Source organism: Clostridium saudiense (genome assembly GCF_000577815.1).
GTDB lineage: Bacteria > Bacillota > Clostridia > Clostridiales > Clostridiaceae > Clostridium > Clostridium saudiense.
The window spans coordinates 15,233-30,559 of the sequence record NZ_CBYM010000040.1 but is presented as its reverse complement, the minus strand read 5'-3'; the positions used below and the strand labels follow the sequence as shown (position 1 = coordinate 30,559).

General features: G+C 29.6%; 23 protein-coding genes. 4 read left to right on the top strand and 19 right to left on the bottom strand.

Annotated elements, in window-relative coordinates; all coding sequences use genetic code 11:
• Both TY07_RS14715 and TY07_RS14710 read left to right on the top strand, forming a co-directional pair.
• A partial coding sequence (locus TY07_RS14715; RefSeq protein WP_242833270.1) for a helix-turn-helix domain-containing protein occupies window positions 1-276 on the top strand: 276 nt, incomplete at its 5' end.
• A gap of 446 nt (window positions 277-722) precedes the next feature.
• Window positions 723-932 carry a helix-turn-helix transcriptional regulator gene (locus TY07_RS14710; protein WP_042401751.1) on the top strand — a complete coding sequence of 70 codons (210 nt, stop codon included), beginning with the start codon at window positions 723-725 and terminating at the stop codon, window positions 930-932.
• 25 nt (window positions 933-957) lie between these two features.
• Here the strand turns inward: TY07_RS14710 and TY07_RS14705 are convergent, their stop codons facing one another.
• The 7 genes from TY07_RS14705 to TY07_RS14680 form a co-directional block, all read right to left on the bottom strand.
• Entirely contained in the window at window positions 958-1,200 is a 243-nt protein-coding gene (locus TY07_RS14705; protein WP_042401747.1) for a hypothetical protein, read from the bottom strand.
• 15 nt (window positions 1,201-1,215) lie between these two features.
• Window positions 1,216-1,473, bottom strand: a complete 258-nt coding sequence (locus TY07_RS14700; protein WP_042401744.1) for a hypothetical protein — start codon at window positions 1,471-1,473, stop codon at window positions 1,216-1,218.
• A gap of 77 nt (window positions 1,474-1,550) precedes the next feature.
• Window positions 1,551-1,739 (bottom strand): hypothetical protein, encoded by a 189-nt coding sequence (locus TY07_RS14695; protein ID WP_042401740.1) that lies wholly within the window; start codon window positions 1,737-1,739, stop codon window positions 1,551-1,553.
• Window positions 1,736-2,587, bottom strand: a complete 852-nt coding sequence (locus TY07_RS14690) for a ParM/StbA family protein (protein WP_042401737.1) — start codon at window positions 2,585-2,587, stop codon at window positions 1,736-1,738. Before TY07_RS14690 ends, TY07_RS14695 begins: the two co-directional genes overlap by 4 nt.
• A gap of 14 nt (window positions 2,588-2,601) precedes the next feature.
• A complete protein-coding gene (locus TY07_RS18150) occupies window positions 2,602-2,766 on the bottom strand; it encodes a hypothetical protein (RefSeq protein WP_157029194.1) in 165 nt (54 codons plus the stop codon).
• Window positions 2,767-2,855: 89 nt separating this feature from the next.
• Complete coding sequence (locus TY07_RS18435) at window positions 2,856-3,026, bottom strand: hypothetical protein (RefSeq protein WP_042401733.1); 171 nt, start codon at window positions 3,024-3,026, stop codon at window positions 2,856-2,858.
• A 126-nt stretch (window positions 3,027-3,152) separates the two neighbouring features.
• The gene (locus tag TY07_RS14680; protein ID WP_042401730.1) at window positions 3,153-3,896 is read right to left on the bottom strand and encodes a helix-turn-helix domain-containing protein; all 744 of its coding nucleotides are present in this window, start codon (window positions 3,894-3,896) and stop codon (window positions 3,153-3,155) included.
• A gap of 143 nt (window positions 3,897-4,039) precedes the next feature.
• On the opposite strand from TY07_RS14680, the gene TY07_RS14675 reads away from it, so the two are divergent.
• Both TY07_RS14675 and TY07_RS14670 read left to right on the top strand, forming a co-directional pair.
• Complete coding sequence (locus TY07_RS14675) at window positions 4,040-4,219, top strand: ribbon-helix-helix domain-containing protein (RefSeq protein WP_042401727.1); 180 nt, start codon at window positions 4,040-4,042, stop codon at window positions 4,217-4,219.
• 60 nt (window positions 4,220-4,279) lie between these two features.
• Complete coding sequence (locus tag TY07_RS14670; protein ID WP_042401723.1) at window positions 4,280-4,741, top strand: DUF3990 domain-containing protein; 462 nt, start codon at window positions 4,280-4,282, stop codon at window positions 4,739-4,741.
• 286 nt (window positions 4,742-5,027) lie between these two features.
• On the opposite strand, the gene TY07_RS18640 is transcribed toward TY07_RS14670, so the two are convergent.
• The 12 genes from TY07_RS18640 to TY07_RS14610 all read right to left on the bottom strand — a co-directional run bounded on the left by TY07_RS18640 (window position 5,028) and on the right by TY07_RS14610 (window position 15,326).
• Window positions 5,028-5,900: an N-acetylmuramoyl-L-alanine amidase gene (locus TY07_RS18640; protein WP_042401720.1), complete on the bottom strand. Its 873-nt coding sequence runs from the start codon at window positions 5,898-5,900 to the stop codon at window positions 5,028-5,030.
• Window positions 5,901-5,952: 52 nt separating this feature from the next.
• Entirely contained in the window at window positions 5,953-6,378 is a 426-nt protein-coding gene (locus TY07_RS14660; RefSeq protein WP_042401717.1) for a phage holin family protein, read from the bottom strand.
• Window positions 6,379-6,445: 67 nt separating this feature from the next.
• Entirely contained in the window at window positions 6,446-6,934 is a 489-nt protein-coding gene (locus tag TY07_RS14655) for a GNAT family N-acetyltransferase (protein WP_042401714.1), read from the bottom strand.
• 97 nt (window positions 6,935-7,031) lie between these two features.
• Window positions 7,032-8,765 carry a polysaccharide deacetylase family protein gene (locus TY07_RS14650; protein ID WP_042401711.1) on the bottom strand — a complete coding sequence of 578 codons (1,734 nt, stop codon included), beginning with the start codon at window positions 8,763-8,765 and terminating at the stop codon, window positions 7,032-7,034.
• A 94-nt stretch (window positions 8,766-8,859) separates the two neighbouring features.
• Window positions 8,860-9,159 (bottom strand): hypothetical protein, encoded by a 300-nt coding sequence (locus tag TY07_RS14645; RefSeq protein WP_042401708.1) that lies wholly within the window; start codon window positions 9,157-9,159, stop codon window positions 8,860-8,862.
• A gap of 11 nt (window positions 9,160-9,170) precedes the next feature.
• Window positions 9,171-9,440: a hypothetical protein gene (locus TY07_RS14640; RefSeq protein ID WP_042401705.1), complete on the bottom strand. Its 270-nt coding sequence runs from the start codon at window positions 9,438-9,440 to the stop codon at window positions 9,171-9,173.
• A 3-nt stretch (window positions 9,441-9,443) separates the two neighbouring features.
• Window positions 9,444-10,844 (bottom strand): phage tail spike protein, encoded by a 1,401-nt coding sequence (locus tag TY07_RS14635; protein ID WP_052330749.1) that lies wholly within the window; start codon window positions 10,842-10,844, stop codon window positions 9,444-9,446.
• On the bottom strand, window positions 10,845-11,543 hold the full coding sequence (locus TY07_RS14630; RefSeq protein ID WP_042401701.1) for a phage tail domain-containing protein: 699 nt from the start codon (window positions 11,541-11,543) through the stop codon (window positions 10,845-10,847).
• Window positions 11,543-14,083, bottom strand: a complete 2,541-nt coding sequence (locus tag TY07_RS17460) for a phage tail tape measure protein (RefSeq protein WP_198134013.1) — start codon at window positions 14,081-14,083, stop codon at window positions 11,543-11,545. The genes TY07_RS14630 and TY07_RS17460 overlap by 1 nt, the downstream gene beginning before the upstream one ends.
• Before the next feature lie 36 nt (window positions 14,084-14,119).
• Window positions 14,120-14,464, bottom strand: coding sequence for a hypothetical protein (locus TY07_RS14620; protein WP_042401698.1), 345 nt, complete (start codon window positions 14,462-14,464; stop codon window positions 14,120-14,122).
• Entirely contained in the window at window positions 14,431-14,754 is a 324-nt protein-coding gene (locus tag TY07_RS14615; RefSeq protein ID WP_042401694.1) for a hypothetical protein, read from the bottom strand. The genes TY07_RS14620 and TY07_RS14615 overlap by 34 nt, the downstream gene beginning before the upstream one ends.
• Window positions 14,755-14,813: 59 nt before the next feature.
• Window positions 14,814-15,326, bottom strand: a complete 513-nt coding sequence (locus TY07_RS14610) for a hypothetical protein (RefSeq protein ID WP_042401692.1) — start codon at window positions 15,324-15,326, stop codon at window positions 14,814-14,816.
• Window position 15,327 lies beyond the last annotated feature (1 nt).

The following is a 15,327-nucleotide window of genomic DNA, read 5'->3' as shown; positions in this document are numbered from 1 at the left end:
TGCTATGAGAATAAAACTGCAACATATAGAAAGGTATTTGAAACCATTGAAAACACTCAATCTAATATCTATTATATGTTACCAGAGAATAGTGTTAAAGATAAAATTTATAAACTTAGAATGCTTCATGGGCTTACTCAAAAACAATTTGCACTTAAAACTGGAATTGGTTATTCATCTGTATGTAAATATGAAACTGGCCATAAAATAGATAAAAAAAACAAAATAAAAATATGTGCTGCATTTGATATTCCATTAAGTTATTTTGAAGTATAAAGCAAAAAAAGAAGGCTGCTTACTTAAAAGCTCCTTCTTTAATTTATATCATTTCTTTTTTATTATTTTAAGTATTACTCTCTTCTTTAACTTTGCATCTTCCATACCGACACCCCATAATCATTTGTTAATAAAATTATACCAAACATACGTTCTTTTGGCAAATTATTATATTTACTTTTACACTCTAATTATACAATAAAAACTGTCCGAACCACTCGAACTATTCGACATTTTATTACATTTATGTATTATTCTTTACACCTCCATTATTATATTTTTTTATGTAATTTAATCCAATTTTATTTATTTTGTATTACCTATGTATTACCATTGTAAACATAATTTCTAAATTATATTTTTGTGCCCATTATAATGAAATTTTTAACATTAATTTCTTTTGAATTTAATTTAAAAAAATGTAATTATATTTAACGGTGATTTAAATGTATAAATTAAAAATAAAAGAATTTAGAGTTAATACAGGTTACAGTCAAGCTTATATGGCTTCATTACTAAATATGAGTAAATCCTATTACTCTGATTTAGAAAACTGTAAATATCCAATTAAACTTTCTACACTATGCAAAATTGCAAAAATATTTAATGTTCACTCTAGTGATTTATTTATGTGTGAACATGAACTTAGTGAATAAGGAGTTACCCCTTATTCACTATCAATCATTTTATCTCGTTATTCACAACTTTTTTAACAATTTCTATTATATCACTTTTAGTTAATTTAGCATTTAAAGCTATATACTTTTCTAGGTCTTGAAGTATTAATTCTTTAACATAATCTGAAAATTTTCTCTCTTTAAACTGTATATATTTAAGTAAATACATTTCATTTTCAGCAAACCTTATAGATTTTACATGACTATTTGATTCCAATTCCACATCATCTAAAAAACTCAAATCCATTTAAACACCCTCATTCTAAAGCTCTATCCCCTCAACTCCTATTATCTCATCAAAAGTTTCTTCTTCTTTAGTAGGATGTATTCTTGTTGGTATACCCCTACCGTTATCTAATAATGTATTTGCAACTGTAGCACCAACACTATGAAAACCATCTGTTGCTAACTGATATAAAACTTCTTTTATATAAGCTGATGAATTATATCTACTTGCTAAAAAATCAATTATCTTTCTATCTTTAGAATTACTTTCATTCAAACTCAAATTAACCCTCATTTGCACACCTCGTGTCATTTTGTACCTTATATTAATCAAAATATAAGGTACATAACTTTTAATAAGTACAGTATGTGTTATTTTGTGCTTTTTGGTACTTTATTCTCAATTTCTAAATATACATTGCTATACTTACTATTACCTCTGCCTTTATAAACTTTGCTTGTTTGTATTACTGTGAAAATGTCTGATATTTTATTTAAAGCATTACCTAATTCACTGTTTCCTTCTTCAGTATCAACAAATGTTAATCTAATCTTCATCATTTATCTAATCCCTTTGCCTTTCCAATATTATAACTTCCAGTGCAATTACTACATAAATTATTATTCATAATTTCTACTCTAAATTTCTTATCAAGAACATTTATAAAATATTCTGCTCCTCCCCCAGTAAGATAAATTTTATAATCCCCAAGATTATCTATAGTTACTTTTACATCATTTATTATCTTTGCTGCATACTTATAAATAACATCTTCAAATTCATCAATATTTATTATTTCATTTGCTAATAACTTATGAATATCTTCTAATCTTCTATTTTCGCCTTGCCCATTCAATTTATCAGCTATATCGCTAAATACATCCATCATTCCTATAGCTAATGATTTTTCTTTTTCATTAATGCCGTTGTTAAATGTAAAAATATCAGTTGTTCGCCCCCCAATATCCATTATTGCAATTAATCCATCATTTCTCTTTGATAAGCTATAAAATGAGCTCCATCCCTCTCTTAATACACCAACCTTGTTAAAAATAGTTTTATATTCAACACTATTCACTTTATAAGTAAACTCATGACCTTGTAATCTATCAATTATTAAGTTTTTCATTGTCATTTGACTTGCTGGAAGATGTAATATTAAATTAATTTTCCCAGAAACATTGCTTTTAGCTAATGAATAAAATAATGGTACTTCTATTTCTTTGTGAACTTTTGAAAAAGTTTTATTAAATTCTCCCCTACCAAAGAAATAATTATTTCCATCATAGTTTAATACTTCTGCACCAAATACTTCAGCATTATTATCTAATTCAAATCTATTTTCTAAAATAACTCCTTCACTTGTTTTAATATTAAATGATCCTATATCAACAGTTATTAATTTCATTCTCTCTACCTCCATTAATTACTTATTAATTCCATTAACTTTTTAGGAATATTTATCCCTAAAAATACTCTTACCGAAACTAAAAATGATAATAAAACAATTAAGTGAACTATTATCCAAAATACCCATGTTATTGTAATGTCTATAAACATCTTTATTTCTGCTACTGTAAATTTCATTTTAAAATCCCCCTTGAATTTTTACATCCAAGATGGTATACTCAACTTGCTACTGGAGAGTGTGCCATCTATGGTATGCTTTCTTTTTTTTATAAACAAATCTTATCACTTTCTTCTAATCTCTTTATTAAATATCCTAATTCTGCATGATTTAACTTTTCAGCAACTATATCAGCCATAACTTCCGCAAACTTCTCTTCTAATGCTGTCATATCAGTTGGTAATATTAAAGTTACTGTATATTCATTTTTTCTCCCCATATTCTCCTCCTAAATTTGAGTTTTTAAAAACTCTATATGTTCTTCATAAATTTTTCTTACTGTCTCATTTCTCTGGTGTAATATAAGTCTTTTAAGTTCTCTTATTCTTCCTTCTATACTCATTCTCTAAGCTCCTAACCATGCTATTCCTAAAGGCAATTCTTCTTCAATTACTTTTTCTTGCTTCTCCCAACCTAACAATTTCTTTTCTAATGAATCATAGTCATATTCTCTAGCTTTAAAATTGTTAAATTTAAAAGGATTTATTCCATCGACTAAATATTTTGATTTAGTCTTTGCTCTTTCTATTGCTCCAATAAGATAAGTAGCATTTACTTTATCTACAGTTATACTTTCAATTGCATTTTCTAAAACACCTTTTTCAGTATTATTAATCACTTCTTTTTGCTTTTTAGACAATATAATTCCTTTGAATTTGTCTAATACAAGCTTAATCTTATCAGATTGGCTCTCATTTTCTTTTAAAACTTCTTCAACATCTATTTGCCCTTCTAAAGGTAAATTGCCGTTAGAATCAACATGAGCCTTATTTGTTGAAGTCTTTTTCTTTTCTGTAATAATAAATTGATTTATATTTTCTATAAAATATCTATTATTATCTTTAAACTTCCTAGTAACTCTAATTAAGCCTTTTTTCTCAAGCTTCTTTATAGTAGATACTACTCTATTTTTAGAAGTTGTATTAAATGCTTTCATCAAAGTTTTTAAATCTGGATAAGCATAACCAAAATTATGATTATGAAACTCGAAAAGCAATTCTAAAAGATATTGTTCATTTACTGATAAGTCCTTAGTTCTAATGTATTGTCTAAATGATATGAAATTTTTAGATACTTTTGATTGTGACATTTAATTCACCCCTTTTGTTTACTTAAGTTTATGAATTAATTATAAAACTTAAGTAAACTTTTGTCAACACAATGCTTAAATAAATTAAATAAACTTTGCAAAACTTAAGTAATATGTAGTAAAATTTATACAGAGGTGATTACATGAACGAAATAAATAAAAGTAAATATAGAGAATTGAAAACTAGAGTTAGATTCACTACATCAATAGATTTAGACTATAATAATAAACTTGATAAACTTAGTGAAGAAACTATGATACCAAAATCAAAATTAGTTGATAGAGCTTTAGAATTATTATTTAGCGAATATAAATTAAAATAATTTATAAGAAAATAATTTATAAAAGCCTTATAAAAATTAACAAAATTGTGGGGTGATATTATGGAAAAGGAAATTTTATATCATGGGAGTTATATGAAGATAGAATATCCTGAAATTCGTAAACATAGATTTACAAAAGATTTCTCATGGGGATTTTACTGTACTAGTATCAAGGAGCAAGCAGAAAAATGGGCTAGTAAGTTCACTACTTCAATAGTTAATGTGTATGAAATTAATAACTTAGAAACTTTGAATATAAAAAAATTCGATGGATACAATGATGAATGGCTGGAGTTTGTTGTGAATTGTCGTAGTGGTAATACTCATAATTATGATGTTGTTATTGGACCTATGGCTGATGATACTATATATGATTATATTGAAGCATATTCATTAGGACATATGAACAAAGAAAAATTCTTTGAATTAATGAAATTTAAATATCCAACTCATCAAATTAGTTTTCATACCATCAAAGCATTAGATTGTATTAATTTTGTAGAAAGTTATACTGTAAACTAATCAAATAATATTTACTAAAATAAATTAAAAGCTCTTTGGTCTACCAAAGGGCTTTCTTTTAAAAAAAAATAATAAATATATATAATAAATATTTTTAGTAATAAATATAGGGTATCAAATTAATACATTGTTAAGTATTACTTTGATACCTTTGTTAGTATTGTTTTAATACTCTACTTAGGTATTAATTTATACTCTTATTGGTATTATTTTGATACCTATTTTATAAAATTAAAATAAAAAAAGCTAGCAAGTAAGATTTCTCCTGCCTACTAGCCTTAAATAATTATAAATTTAATAATTTTCTCCAAGTGTTTTGCCCAACAATTCCATCTATAGAAAGCCCTCTAGTTTTTTGAAACTCTCTTACAGCAGTATGAGTTCCATTACCAAAGATTCCATCTACCCCATTTGTTGAATATCCTAATTTTACAAGCTTTTCTTGAAGCAATTTAGTAATATTCCCTTTAGCTCCTTTCTTTAAAACTGGACAGCCAGCTAAAGTTGCTGGACCTGGAATGCCATCTACAGTTTGTTTAGAGAAACCTTGCTTATTGCATTCTTCTTGTAATCTCTTAACCCAATCATCACCTTTCTTAACAGTAGCTGATTGATTAGGAGTAGGGTTTGTTGCTGGAGCAATAACTATATGCTTATCTAATGCATCTACTATAGCCTTTGCAATTGCTTTATATCCAACTTCAAGATACTTTTTTGCGTCTTCTGTATCTACAAAGCAAACTTCTATAAGCATAGATTTAGCTTTAGTTCTTCTGATTACATAAAGTCCAGTACCAGCTTTAACACCTCTATTATTAAATCCTAATGCTGATATATTGTTACAAACATCAATAGCATCTTGATATTGTCTACCTTCATAAGTATAAACTTCTACGCCTTGTCCTCCTCCAGCATTAAAATGAATTGATATGAACCAATCTAAGTCCTCTCTATTGGCTTGTTGTACGACTAATGCTAAGCTTTCATTTGTAGTTGAAGCATAATCCACAGTACAATTATAAACTGTATTACCTCTTTCCTTTAATAATCTTCTTACTTCTTCCCCAACTAATCTAGTATGTTCTCCTTCTTTTATAATTCCCGCTGCTCCTGTTCCAGCTCCACTTAATGTATGTCCATCATTTACTCCGATTTTCATTTTTACATTCCTTCTTTCTTTAATATATTTTTATAAATTAAAAGAACAGGATCTACTCCTGCTCTTTACTTAACTCTTTCTTTTCTCCATCTTTAAGTTGTACTAATGCATCTTTTAATTTCTCTGGTATAGGTAATCCTAATCCAGCACAATTTTCTAATAAGCTAATACCTTCGTTTGCTATATAAAAGTAGCATATAAGAGTTCTAAATACCCATGTTCCTGTATTTAATAGCCTATCTAGTAATACCGATACTATTAAAACAATAAATATAACTGTTTTCCTCGCTATACCTTTAAGTCCTATATCGCTAGATACTTCTTTATTTATCCATGCTCTTAATACTCCAGTTGCATAATCTAACGCCATAAAGCACACTAAAACAATAAGAGCAGTGTCCCATGTTCCAAATAACCATGTTACTCCAGTTCCTATTGTTGCTACAATAATTTTAAAATAGTTTAATAAGTTTTCCATTTTACACCTTCCTTTTTTATATTAAAAAAGAAGCTAGATTTTACTCTAACTTCTTACTTAATATTAATTATTCTATTATTTCTATAAATAATTTATCATTTTCTATCTTTTTATAGAATTTAATCAAGTCTTTTTTAGATAATGTATTCTCTTTATTTTCAAATAATTTATTATTGGGATTAACATATATTTTAATTTTACAAATCTCTTTTTCTTCAGCATAATCTCGTAATTTTTTTAAATAATAAGTAGCTATACCTTTCTTTCTAAGCTCAATCGCATTAACATATAACACTTGAAGTTTTATATATTTTTCTTTGCTAAATTTATGACTCCAAAAAAAATCCATAGTAAATACTATTTCATTTGATTCAAAGTCATATAAGTAGAATTTAACTGAACCATCCTTAGAGTGTAAACCTCTATAATACTTCTCAATACAATCTTTCTTTGTGTTGTTGATTTTATCTAATAACTTATTGGGCTCAAACATAAAATCTACCTTTCTTTGTTCCAATATTGGTGGTAATCCCCATTTTTTTATTTCATTTTTCATTTTTATCACCTCCATATAAGTTATACTGATAAAATAAACTTTTTGTAAACATGAGTATAAAATATCTTTAATTTTTACGAACAATATTTATCAATAATTATAAATCAAAGAAATATTTAATCCCCTCACTTAATGTAACAATATTGTATCCGCTATCTTTTACATATTGTAACATTGCTTCTATTTTTTCAGCATCCCATGGAGCTACACTAGGCGCAGAATGTGTTGCAAGAATAAGCAAATCATTTTTAGGTCTTAATCCATCGATTACTGTTTTGAACTCTTCAAGTGTGTGGTTAGTCATCCAATATCTACCTAAGTTGTATCTACTATTATCGCCCCACTCTTTTTTATTTACTCCCTCCCATGCACTTACAAGACAAGGTGAAAATCGCTTTGCAATTGATTTAATCATATCGCTATTTGCACCGTTTGGTGTTACTAAGTGTCTGTAATTTTGAAAATCTTTCATCTCTCTATAACCTTTAGTTATATTGCTAATAATGCTTTTTGAATCAAAGTTGTCATTGCTCCATATTGAATTTTCATGTGTATAACCATGTAATGCCATTTCAAGACCTTGTTCTTCCATTTCCAAAAGTCTTGTTTTAAGTGTAGTATCTTCGCTAATTTTTTTAGAAAGACAAGCTAATGTTGCATTTACTCCCTTGTTTATACATGCTGAATAAACATATTCAATACCAACTTTATCACTATCATCATCAATCCAAATTATAGTTGTATTTTTATATTTATCTAGAGAATAATCATCTATGTTTTTATAAACAGTTAAATCTTTTGTATAAACTCGTGGTACATTACCATCTTTATAAGTTATGCTAACATAATACGCATCATTAGGTGTTGTTTCTGTAATTGTTACAGTCTCCCAATTTTTATCAGTACCAATTTTAATAAATTTAAAATTTTTATCGTAGTAAGCATAACAATATCCATTAGCATTTAAAGTCATTATATTTTCTAATGTAATAATTGTATTTGGCTTTATAGGTATATAACTTATAACTTTAGAATCGGTAGAAGATGCTACAACTTTACCTACTGAGTTAACCCTTTTATATTTAACAGGTGTTTGTAAAGGAAATTCAAAAATATCGTTAATTATAGAATTAACTTTATTCTCATTATTAAAAACAATATATTTGATACCTCGCCCATTAATTGTTAATGTATTACTATCACTATATGAGATAGAAACATAATGTATATTATCATTTAATACAATTGTTTCTGTACTAGGTGTCCAATTAGATGTATTTATTTTACCTATAAGAGTTTTGTTTTTATCGTATGCTACAATACAAGCAGCGCCACTTGTTGCAATATTTTCAAGTCTTATACTATACATCCCATATACATATAACATTTTAACATAGTTATATCCAGCTAAAGAGACCTCATTACCACTTGAATTGATATACTTCCCTTTCACTATATTGTTACTATAATCTATATTAAACTCACACTTAACTTCATTTAAAATATCATTATATTGACCTCTTACTGCATCACCAGCACTACCATATACTTTCCCATTTCCTCCATTTCTTATATCTTGCAACTCTGCTTCTCCCATTGGTGAACCCTCAGGAAGTGCTAAAATACCATTTATTCTATTTCTCTCTACTTCAAGCTCCGTTTTAGTTGCACTTTTATTTTCAACAGCTTCAATTTTAGCTGATATTTCTCGAATATTTTGTTCCAATTCACTTTCTATATTTTCCCCATTTTTACAAGTAACAGCTTCAGCAACTGTTTTAGGATAGTATTCATTTCCATTTTCATCTTTCATCTCAATAATAGATTTCATTTTTTCTCTCTCCCTTATAAACTTTATCGAACGTACGTTTGTATATATTATATAACTTTTATTTACATTTATCAATTACTTGTTACATTTATTATTATAATATTTTAATTCTATGAAATCTCAAATTAATATCTGAACCTATATTTTCCTCATTTATAAGCATTACTTTTTTATCCAATTGCGAACTTAAATTTTCTTGATTTTTCTCATTTTCAGTTATTCTATCATTTAATGTTTCATGTGTTCCTCTTGCAAGTTTAACTTCCATATTGGCATTGTCATGATCAACTGATGCATCATCATAACATTGTTTTATTGCATCATGGATTGATTGCCTTACATCTTTTCCGAATACAGCAGTTTTTATTTGATTTAAATAATTTTGTATACTCATAAATTACCTCCTTATAATTGAATTCCTGATATATGAATATTAACTCCACTACCTTTTGCTTTTACTGCATTTGTTAATATCACTTTATCTACTATTACCGTTTCTTTAGGTGCTATTTTAAATATAAAAATAACACTATCCAATGATAGTGTTACATCCACTTCTTCTGCTGCTGTGTTGCACATTAATATAGTTTTTACTATAGCACCCTTTGAATTTGTATATAATGTTGTTTCCGTATCATTTAATGCTACTGCAGCTATTCTTTTATACTCTTCCATACATTAAACCCCCATATTAACTCTAATTTTTAATTTATCAACCCTTTGATTTGTTACTTCAAGGCTGTCTGTTATTTCATTAGTTACTCTTGCTAATTCTAGGGTTTTATTTATGTTTTCTTGTAAGCTCTGGTTAATATCAATAACTGCTGCATTTAATGCTGCTACTGTTTGGTTAGTTGATGCCAGGACCTCAACTGTATTATTAACAACCTCTACAGTATTATTTAATTCAGTAGATACATTACCAACAACATCTACAGTAGTATTTATTTGACCTCTTACGGTTTCTAATACCTTTGCAGTTTTATTATTATTAAGATTATATTGCTTCATATCTTCAAATTTATCCCCTATCATCAATGACGAACTTTGTGGGTTGTGTATTTGAGTTGTTTTTTCTGTAATCCTTATATATTCATTTATATTCATAATAGGATTAATTACAGGATGTTCATTCCCTACTTTAAAAGAATTAAAGTCAAGTCCAATTATTGATAAGTCTAAAGCTTCTAATTTATGCTTTTTCTTTATTCTATTAATTTCTTTTTGCCTTTCTTTACCCTTAGTAAGTAATATTGATGGTACATTAACATCATCCCATACAATACAATCTTGACTTAATCCAAATTCCGCTATAGCTTCTTGATCATCTATATAGTCCTTGCCATTATTAACACTTTTAATAGTTATTCTTTCGTCACTATCTTCAAGTTTTGCCCCTAAAGGTACTAATCTAGGTATTATTGATGTAGGATCTCTTTCCTGCTCTATAGTTTTAAGGTTTTTACTTAATCTTATTTCAGATTCTGACTTTTCCCCTATTTTGATTAAATAATCTAAATACCTTTTACCATCTTGCCATCTTACCCTAAGCTCTCCACCTAATCTATCAAGTAACTTATCCTTTATTGCTGCAAATGTTTTTTCATAGTCTAGGAACCTATATAATTTACCTGTTATTTGTACTATACCTAATTCAAACCTTTTATCTGCAGTAACCATACTATTATGATTATCTATCATAACTTTTAAAAAGTCGCTAACGCTTATATCATGGTATTCACCGTACCTGGTTGTACTATCATTAAGGTAACCTAATTCACTTTCACATATTACATTAGTATATAATTTACCACTTGAATCCATTTTAGGAGTAGGTAATAATACTCTACCCCTAAACTCTTTTTCATTGGTTATTTTATTTGTTATTTCTACTGATGTAGTTAATGTGTTTATTTTACTATATCCTATATTGCTTGGATATATTTCAAAGGTAAATGAATCTATAGTATTAATTCCTTGCTTTATAGTTCCAGATGGTAGCCTTGGTGCTTCTGGACTTGGTGAAACTGCATTTATTATAGTTTCTACCCCATCATTTAATATAACTACCTCATACATCTATAACACCTCTCTTTTAAATATAAATTCAATATTACCTGTTCCACGAATAACTATATTGTTTAATCCCTTTTCAAGTATAAACCTCCAATCGGTTGTAACTCCTGTATTAAATTTATAAGTTATTTCGCCTTTTATTACATCAAAGGCTGATGTTGTCTTTACTGTTGGAGTTATTCTTGAAGAACCTAAATTATAAAGCTCTATGCTCTTTTCACCTGCTACAGTAAACTTTGTATCTTGTGCATAATCTAACTCAAAGTTAAAATCATCCCAAATGTCATGCCCTTCATTTCTTGATGAAATTTTATAAGGATACGCATTAAATGTTACTGTTATTTCTCCATTGCTTCCCTCTTCGCTAAAGTCATCATCTTCAACCTCTGCCAGAAAATAAAATCCTGGTATAGTATCATCATATAGAGGTTGTTTACCTCCATCATTTAACCATTCCAGGACTTGCATTTTCTTTATATTCATTGCTATCTTATTTCTTTCATTTAAGTTAAAAGTATATTCTAACTGTCTTTCTGAATAAGTTTGCTCCCCATATAGTAAACTAAAGTCATATGATCCATTCATAAAGGGGACCTCTTCTTTAATTTTATTCTTCTTTGGATTTCCTATTTTTTTAGATTTTATAGTTAACCCAAAATCATCAAAACTATGTTTATTATTTTTTCTAATACCATAAGCCATTATTCAAGAATCAACCCCCTTTCTGCTAGTTTCATTCTTTGACCATCTATTTTATCATTAGTTCCTGCCATTGCTTGACCTAGTTTTTCTTTATCTACATAGAAAGCCATGTTATTCATTCCTGTTGCTACAATAGCCTGTGTGAATGCTTCAACCATAATACTAAATAGTCTATTATAGTCTACGCTATTATTTCCCATGCCCTCTGCTACTGCAGTTCTTACATAGTCCATTAATGTTTCTATTGGTGCTACTGCTTCTGGTCCTGCTTCTCCGCCTACCATTGCATTAGGTCCATTCATTCCAAATACAGTAGGCTGATGCATTACCCCTCCTTTAGCGTACCATTCAACGCCTACCTTTGGTAATCCTTCATCTAACCATTTCAATGGATTCATTGAACCACTAAAAGTAAAGTGAGGTAACTTAAATACACTTTTAATACTTGACCATATATTTCCTATTGCATCTGCAGCTTGTCTAAACGGTGCAGTTATACTGTCTACTATTCCGCTTATTTTATTAATCGCCCACTCTATTGGCGACCATATAATCATCTTTATAGCTCCCCATATACCTGTTAGCATTTGAGTTATTCCAGTCCAAACCTGCGACCAATTACCACTAAAAATACCACCAACAAAATTAATAATACCGTCTAGTATTGGTTTTAAAACTGTATTCCATAGCGTTCCTATGAAATTAAATGCGGTCATAACTGCATTTGCTATATCATTAAATGCACCAGAAAAAATAGGTAATAATACACTCTGTACAAATGATCCTATTGCTTCAAATACAGGTTTTAATATGCTAAACCATAAATTACTTAGTGTATCACATAAACCACTAAAAATATTTGCTACTATTGGCCATACATAATTAAATACTTCTGCCACCTTTTGAACTGCTTCAACAAAGAATCCCCATATTGGTTTACCCCAACTTTCCCAGGCGGTAGCTAATGCACTCATTGTAATACTAAATAGATTTTTCAATCCGTCAAAAATTGGACCTAAGTTTTCTATTACAGTTCTTATAACTGATTCTATACTTTGGAAAATAGTTGTACAAAATCCAATAAGGTCAAGTAATGCATTTCCTACGGTTGAATCTCTCCACTCAAAGGCTGCTTTAAAAGCTTCTGCAATACCTTCTCCACCTTTAACTCTTGCTATAATCTCATGTATAGCTGACATTATCTTTCCTATTTCCTCAAATATAGGTAAACCCCCTATTGGTCCCATTATGACCTCTAGCATACTTTTAAATGCTTCTCCATAATCGTCAAATTCATCCATTGAATTATTGAAGGCGTTTTTCATTTCTTCAAACTTTCCTCCAACTAACCCAAAAATTCCATTGGCTACTTCTCCAAAATCTCGGAGTATTCCACCAACCCACGAAACTACTCCGCCTATTGTATCAAATGTAGTTTCCAAGATTTTTTGAATATATGGCATTTTACTATCTACCCATTTTAATAGATCATTAAGTACAGGTAAGAATTTCTCACCTAAACTAATCATCATTACATCAAATGTATTCTTTAGTTTCCCAAAATTCGCTTTAACATTATCAGTTTGCTTCTTAAATGCTGCATCTGTTGCTCCTACTGCATCTTTCATGGCATTTGTCTTCTCTGTAAAGTTTTCTGCCTGTGCTCCTGTAAGTGCTAATACTGCATTTTTTGCTTCTACTGAACCAAATAGTTCACTAAATGCTATCTCATTTCCGCCTACACTATCTTTAAGCTTATCAAGTGTTCCTTGTAGTCCTAAAGATTCAATCATAGCTTGACCATTTTCATAGCCTAACTCTTTTATCTTTCCTGCCATTGCGGTTGTAGGTTGTAACATCCCTTGAATTGTTGCTCTTAACTGTGTAGAAACTTCTGCGGTGTTACCTGTAACCCCTGTTAATGTTGCCATTGCTCCGAATAATTCCTCTTGGCTTACTTTCATTGTTGATGCTAATGGAATTACTTTACCCATACTTGATGCAAGTTCTGGGAATGAAGTTTGCCCCAACTTAACAGTTAAAAACGCCAGGTCGGATGCTTTTTCTGCTGCTGCTGCTGATGTATCACCGTAACCTTTTGTTACTGCAGCTAACAAGTTAACCGAATCTGTAACTGTTGCATTACCTGCCTTTGCTCCTTTACTTGCAGTTTCCAATATTCCCATACTGTCTGCGGTATCTCCAAAGGCTGATATTACCTGGTATAAACCATCTGTTAACAGGTCAGTTGATGTTCCTGTATCTATTGAAAGCTTTTTAACGGTATCCCCTAACTCTCCAACACGTTTATTTACATCACCATCTAACAAGGTTGCTACATTTGACATTTGAGCTTCAAAGTCCATTGCTGCCTTTGTTGCTACTGTTCCTAATCCTACTGCTGCAGTTCCTGCGGCTGCTGCTATTGCAGCCCCCCACTTTGCAGCAGTACCAATACCACCAATAAGCTTTTTGCCTAATCCCTCTGCCTTTTCTTCTGTCTTGCTGATGTTCTTATTAGCTTCATCATTTTTAACCATGATGCTCCCAAAGAGCTTAAATACTTCTATTGCCAACTAATCACCTCTTTTCTTATTAGTGATTTTTCTCTCAATTTCTGCAGCTTCTTTGAGAAGTTCTTCTTTTGTTAAGTATTTTTCCTGGATAGTGTTCATAGTGAATAAGTTTTCCTTATACTCTTCAAAACTTATAAAGTTTTCCTTACTCATTTTTCTATAATCTACAAGCCATCTATCCCAAGCTTTAGCTTCTAACTCTTTCTCATAAGCTTTTATAATAAGCTCATAGCCTTCATAAAATCCTAGATTTAAAATATAATCCAGATTGACATACCTACTTAAAAGCAATTCCTCAACTTCGATTAAGTCTATCGAATTGCTAATTTTAAAAAAGTTTTCCACTTCTCCACGTCTGCTATTTGCATTATTTTTTCAACTAAATCAAATAGATCCATGGTTCCAACCTCTTCCTTAGATATTTCTAAAGGTCTACTTAGAAACTCATATAATGCATTTTCTGAATTAACTTCTGAAAACTTTTCTATTAAAGTAAAGATAATATCAATCCCTAATGCTTTAACATCTGTTTCCTCTGCAACCTTTGCAGTAATATTTTTAATCTCTTCCTTTAATCCAATTTCCTTAACTAATCTTGTAAATGCAAAAACATCACTTGTATTTAATTTTCTCATTATCGTATTCCTCCTAAATAAAAAGGAAGGGTTGTCCCTTCCTTGTGTTAATCTATTTATTAGTCTAAGTATTCAATTTCCCATGGCTCATAATCTTCTGGACTATCTTCTAAATAGCATCCTGTAAATGTTAATGCTGCCACAACTTCATCTTTATCGGCTAGTGACCAATCAAAGTTTTCTAAGTTTATTGCATTAAATAACTTAATTACAACACTTCTACCTCCTTTGGTCTTTCCTGTCCACTTTACAAAGTCATTGTAATCTGAATCTTCTATCTTTCCTTTTCCTGTTACTATAGTCTTTTGTTCTTCTGATTCTTTTGTTGCCTTAACTGCTGCATACATCTTTGGTATATTTTCAGTTATTACCTCTAATGCATTAACTGTTAATTTAGGCGTTGACTTGTCCTGGTTAATTCTACCCTTTACAGGTCCCCTATCCCCATCTGCTTCAATATTTCTATATTCCTTTTCAACTACAAATTGACCACCGCCACGAGTTAATCCAACTGGTACCTCACCAATAGAATACACCCCATGACCTAATAATAATCTTTGTGGATTTGGCATA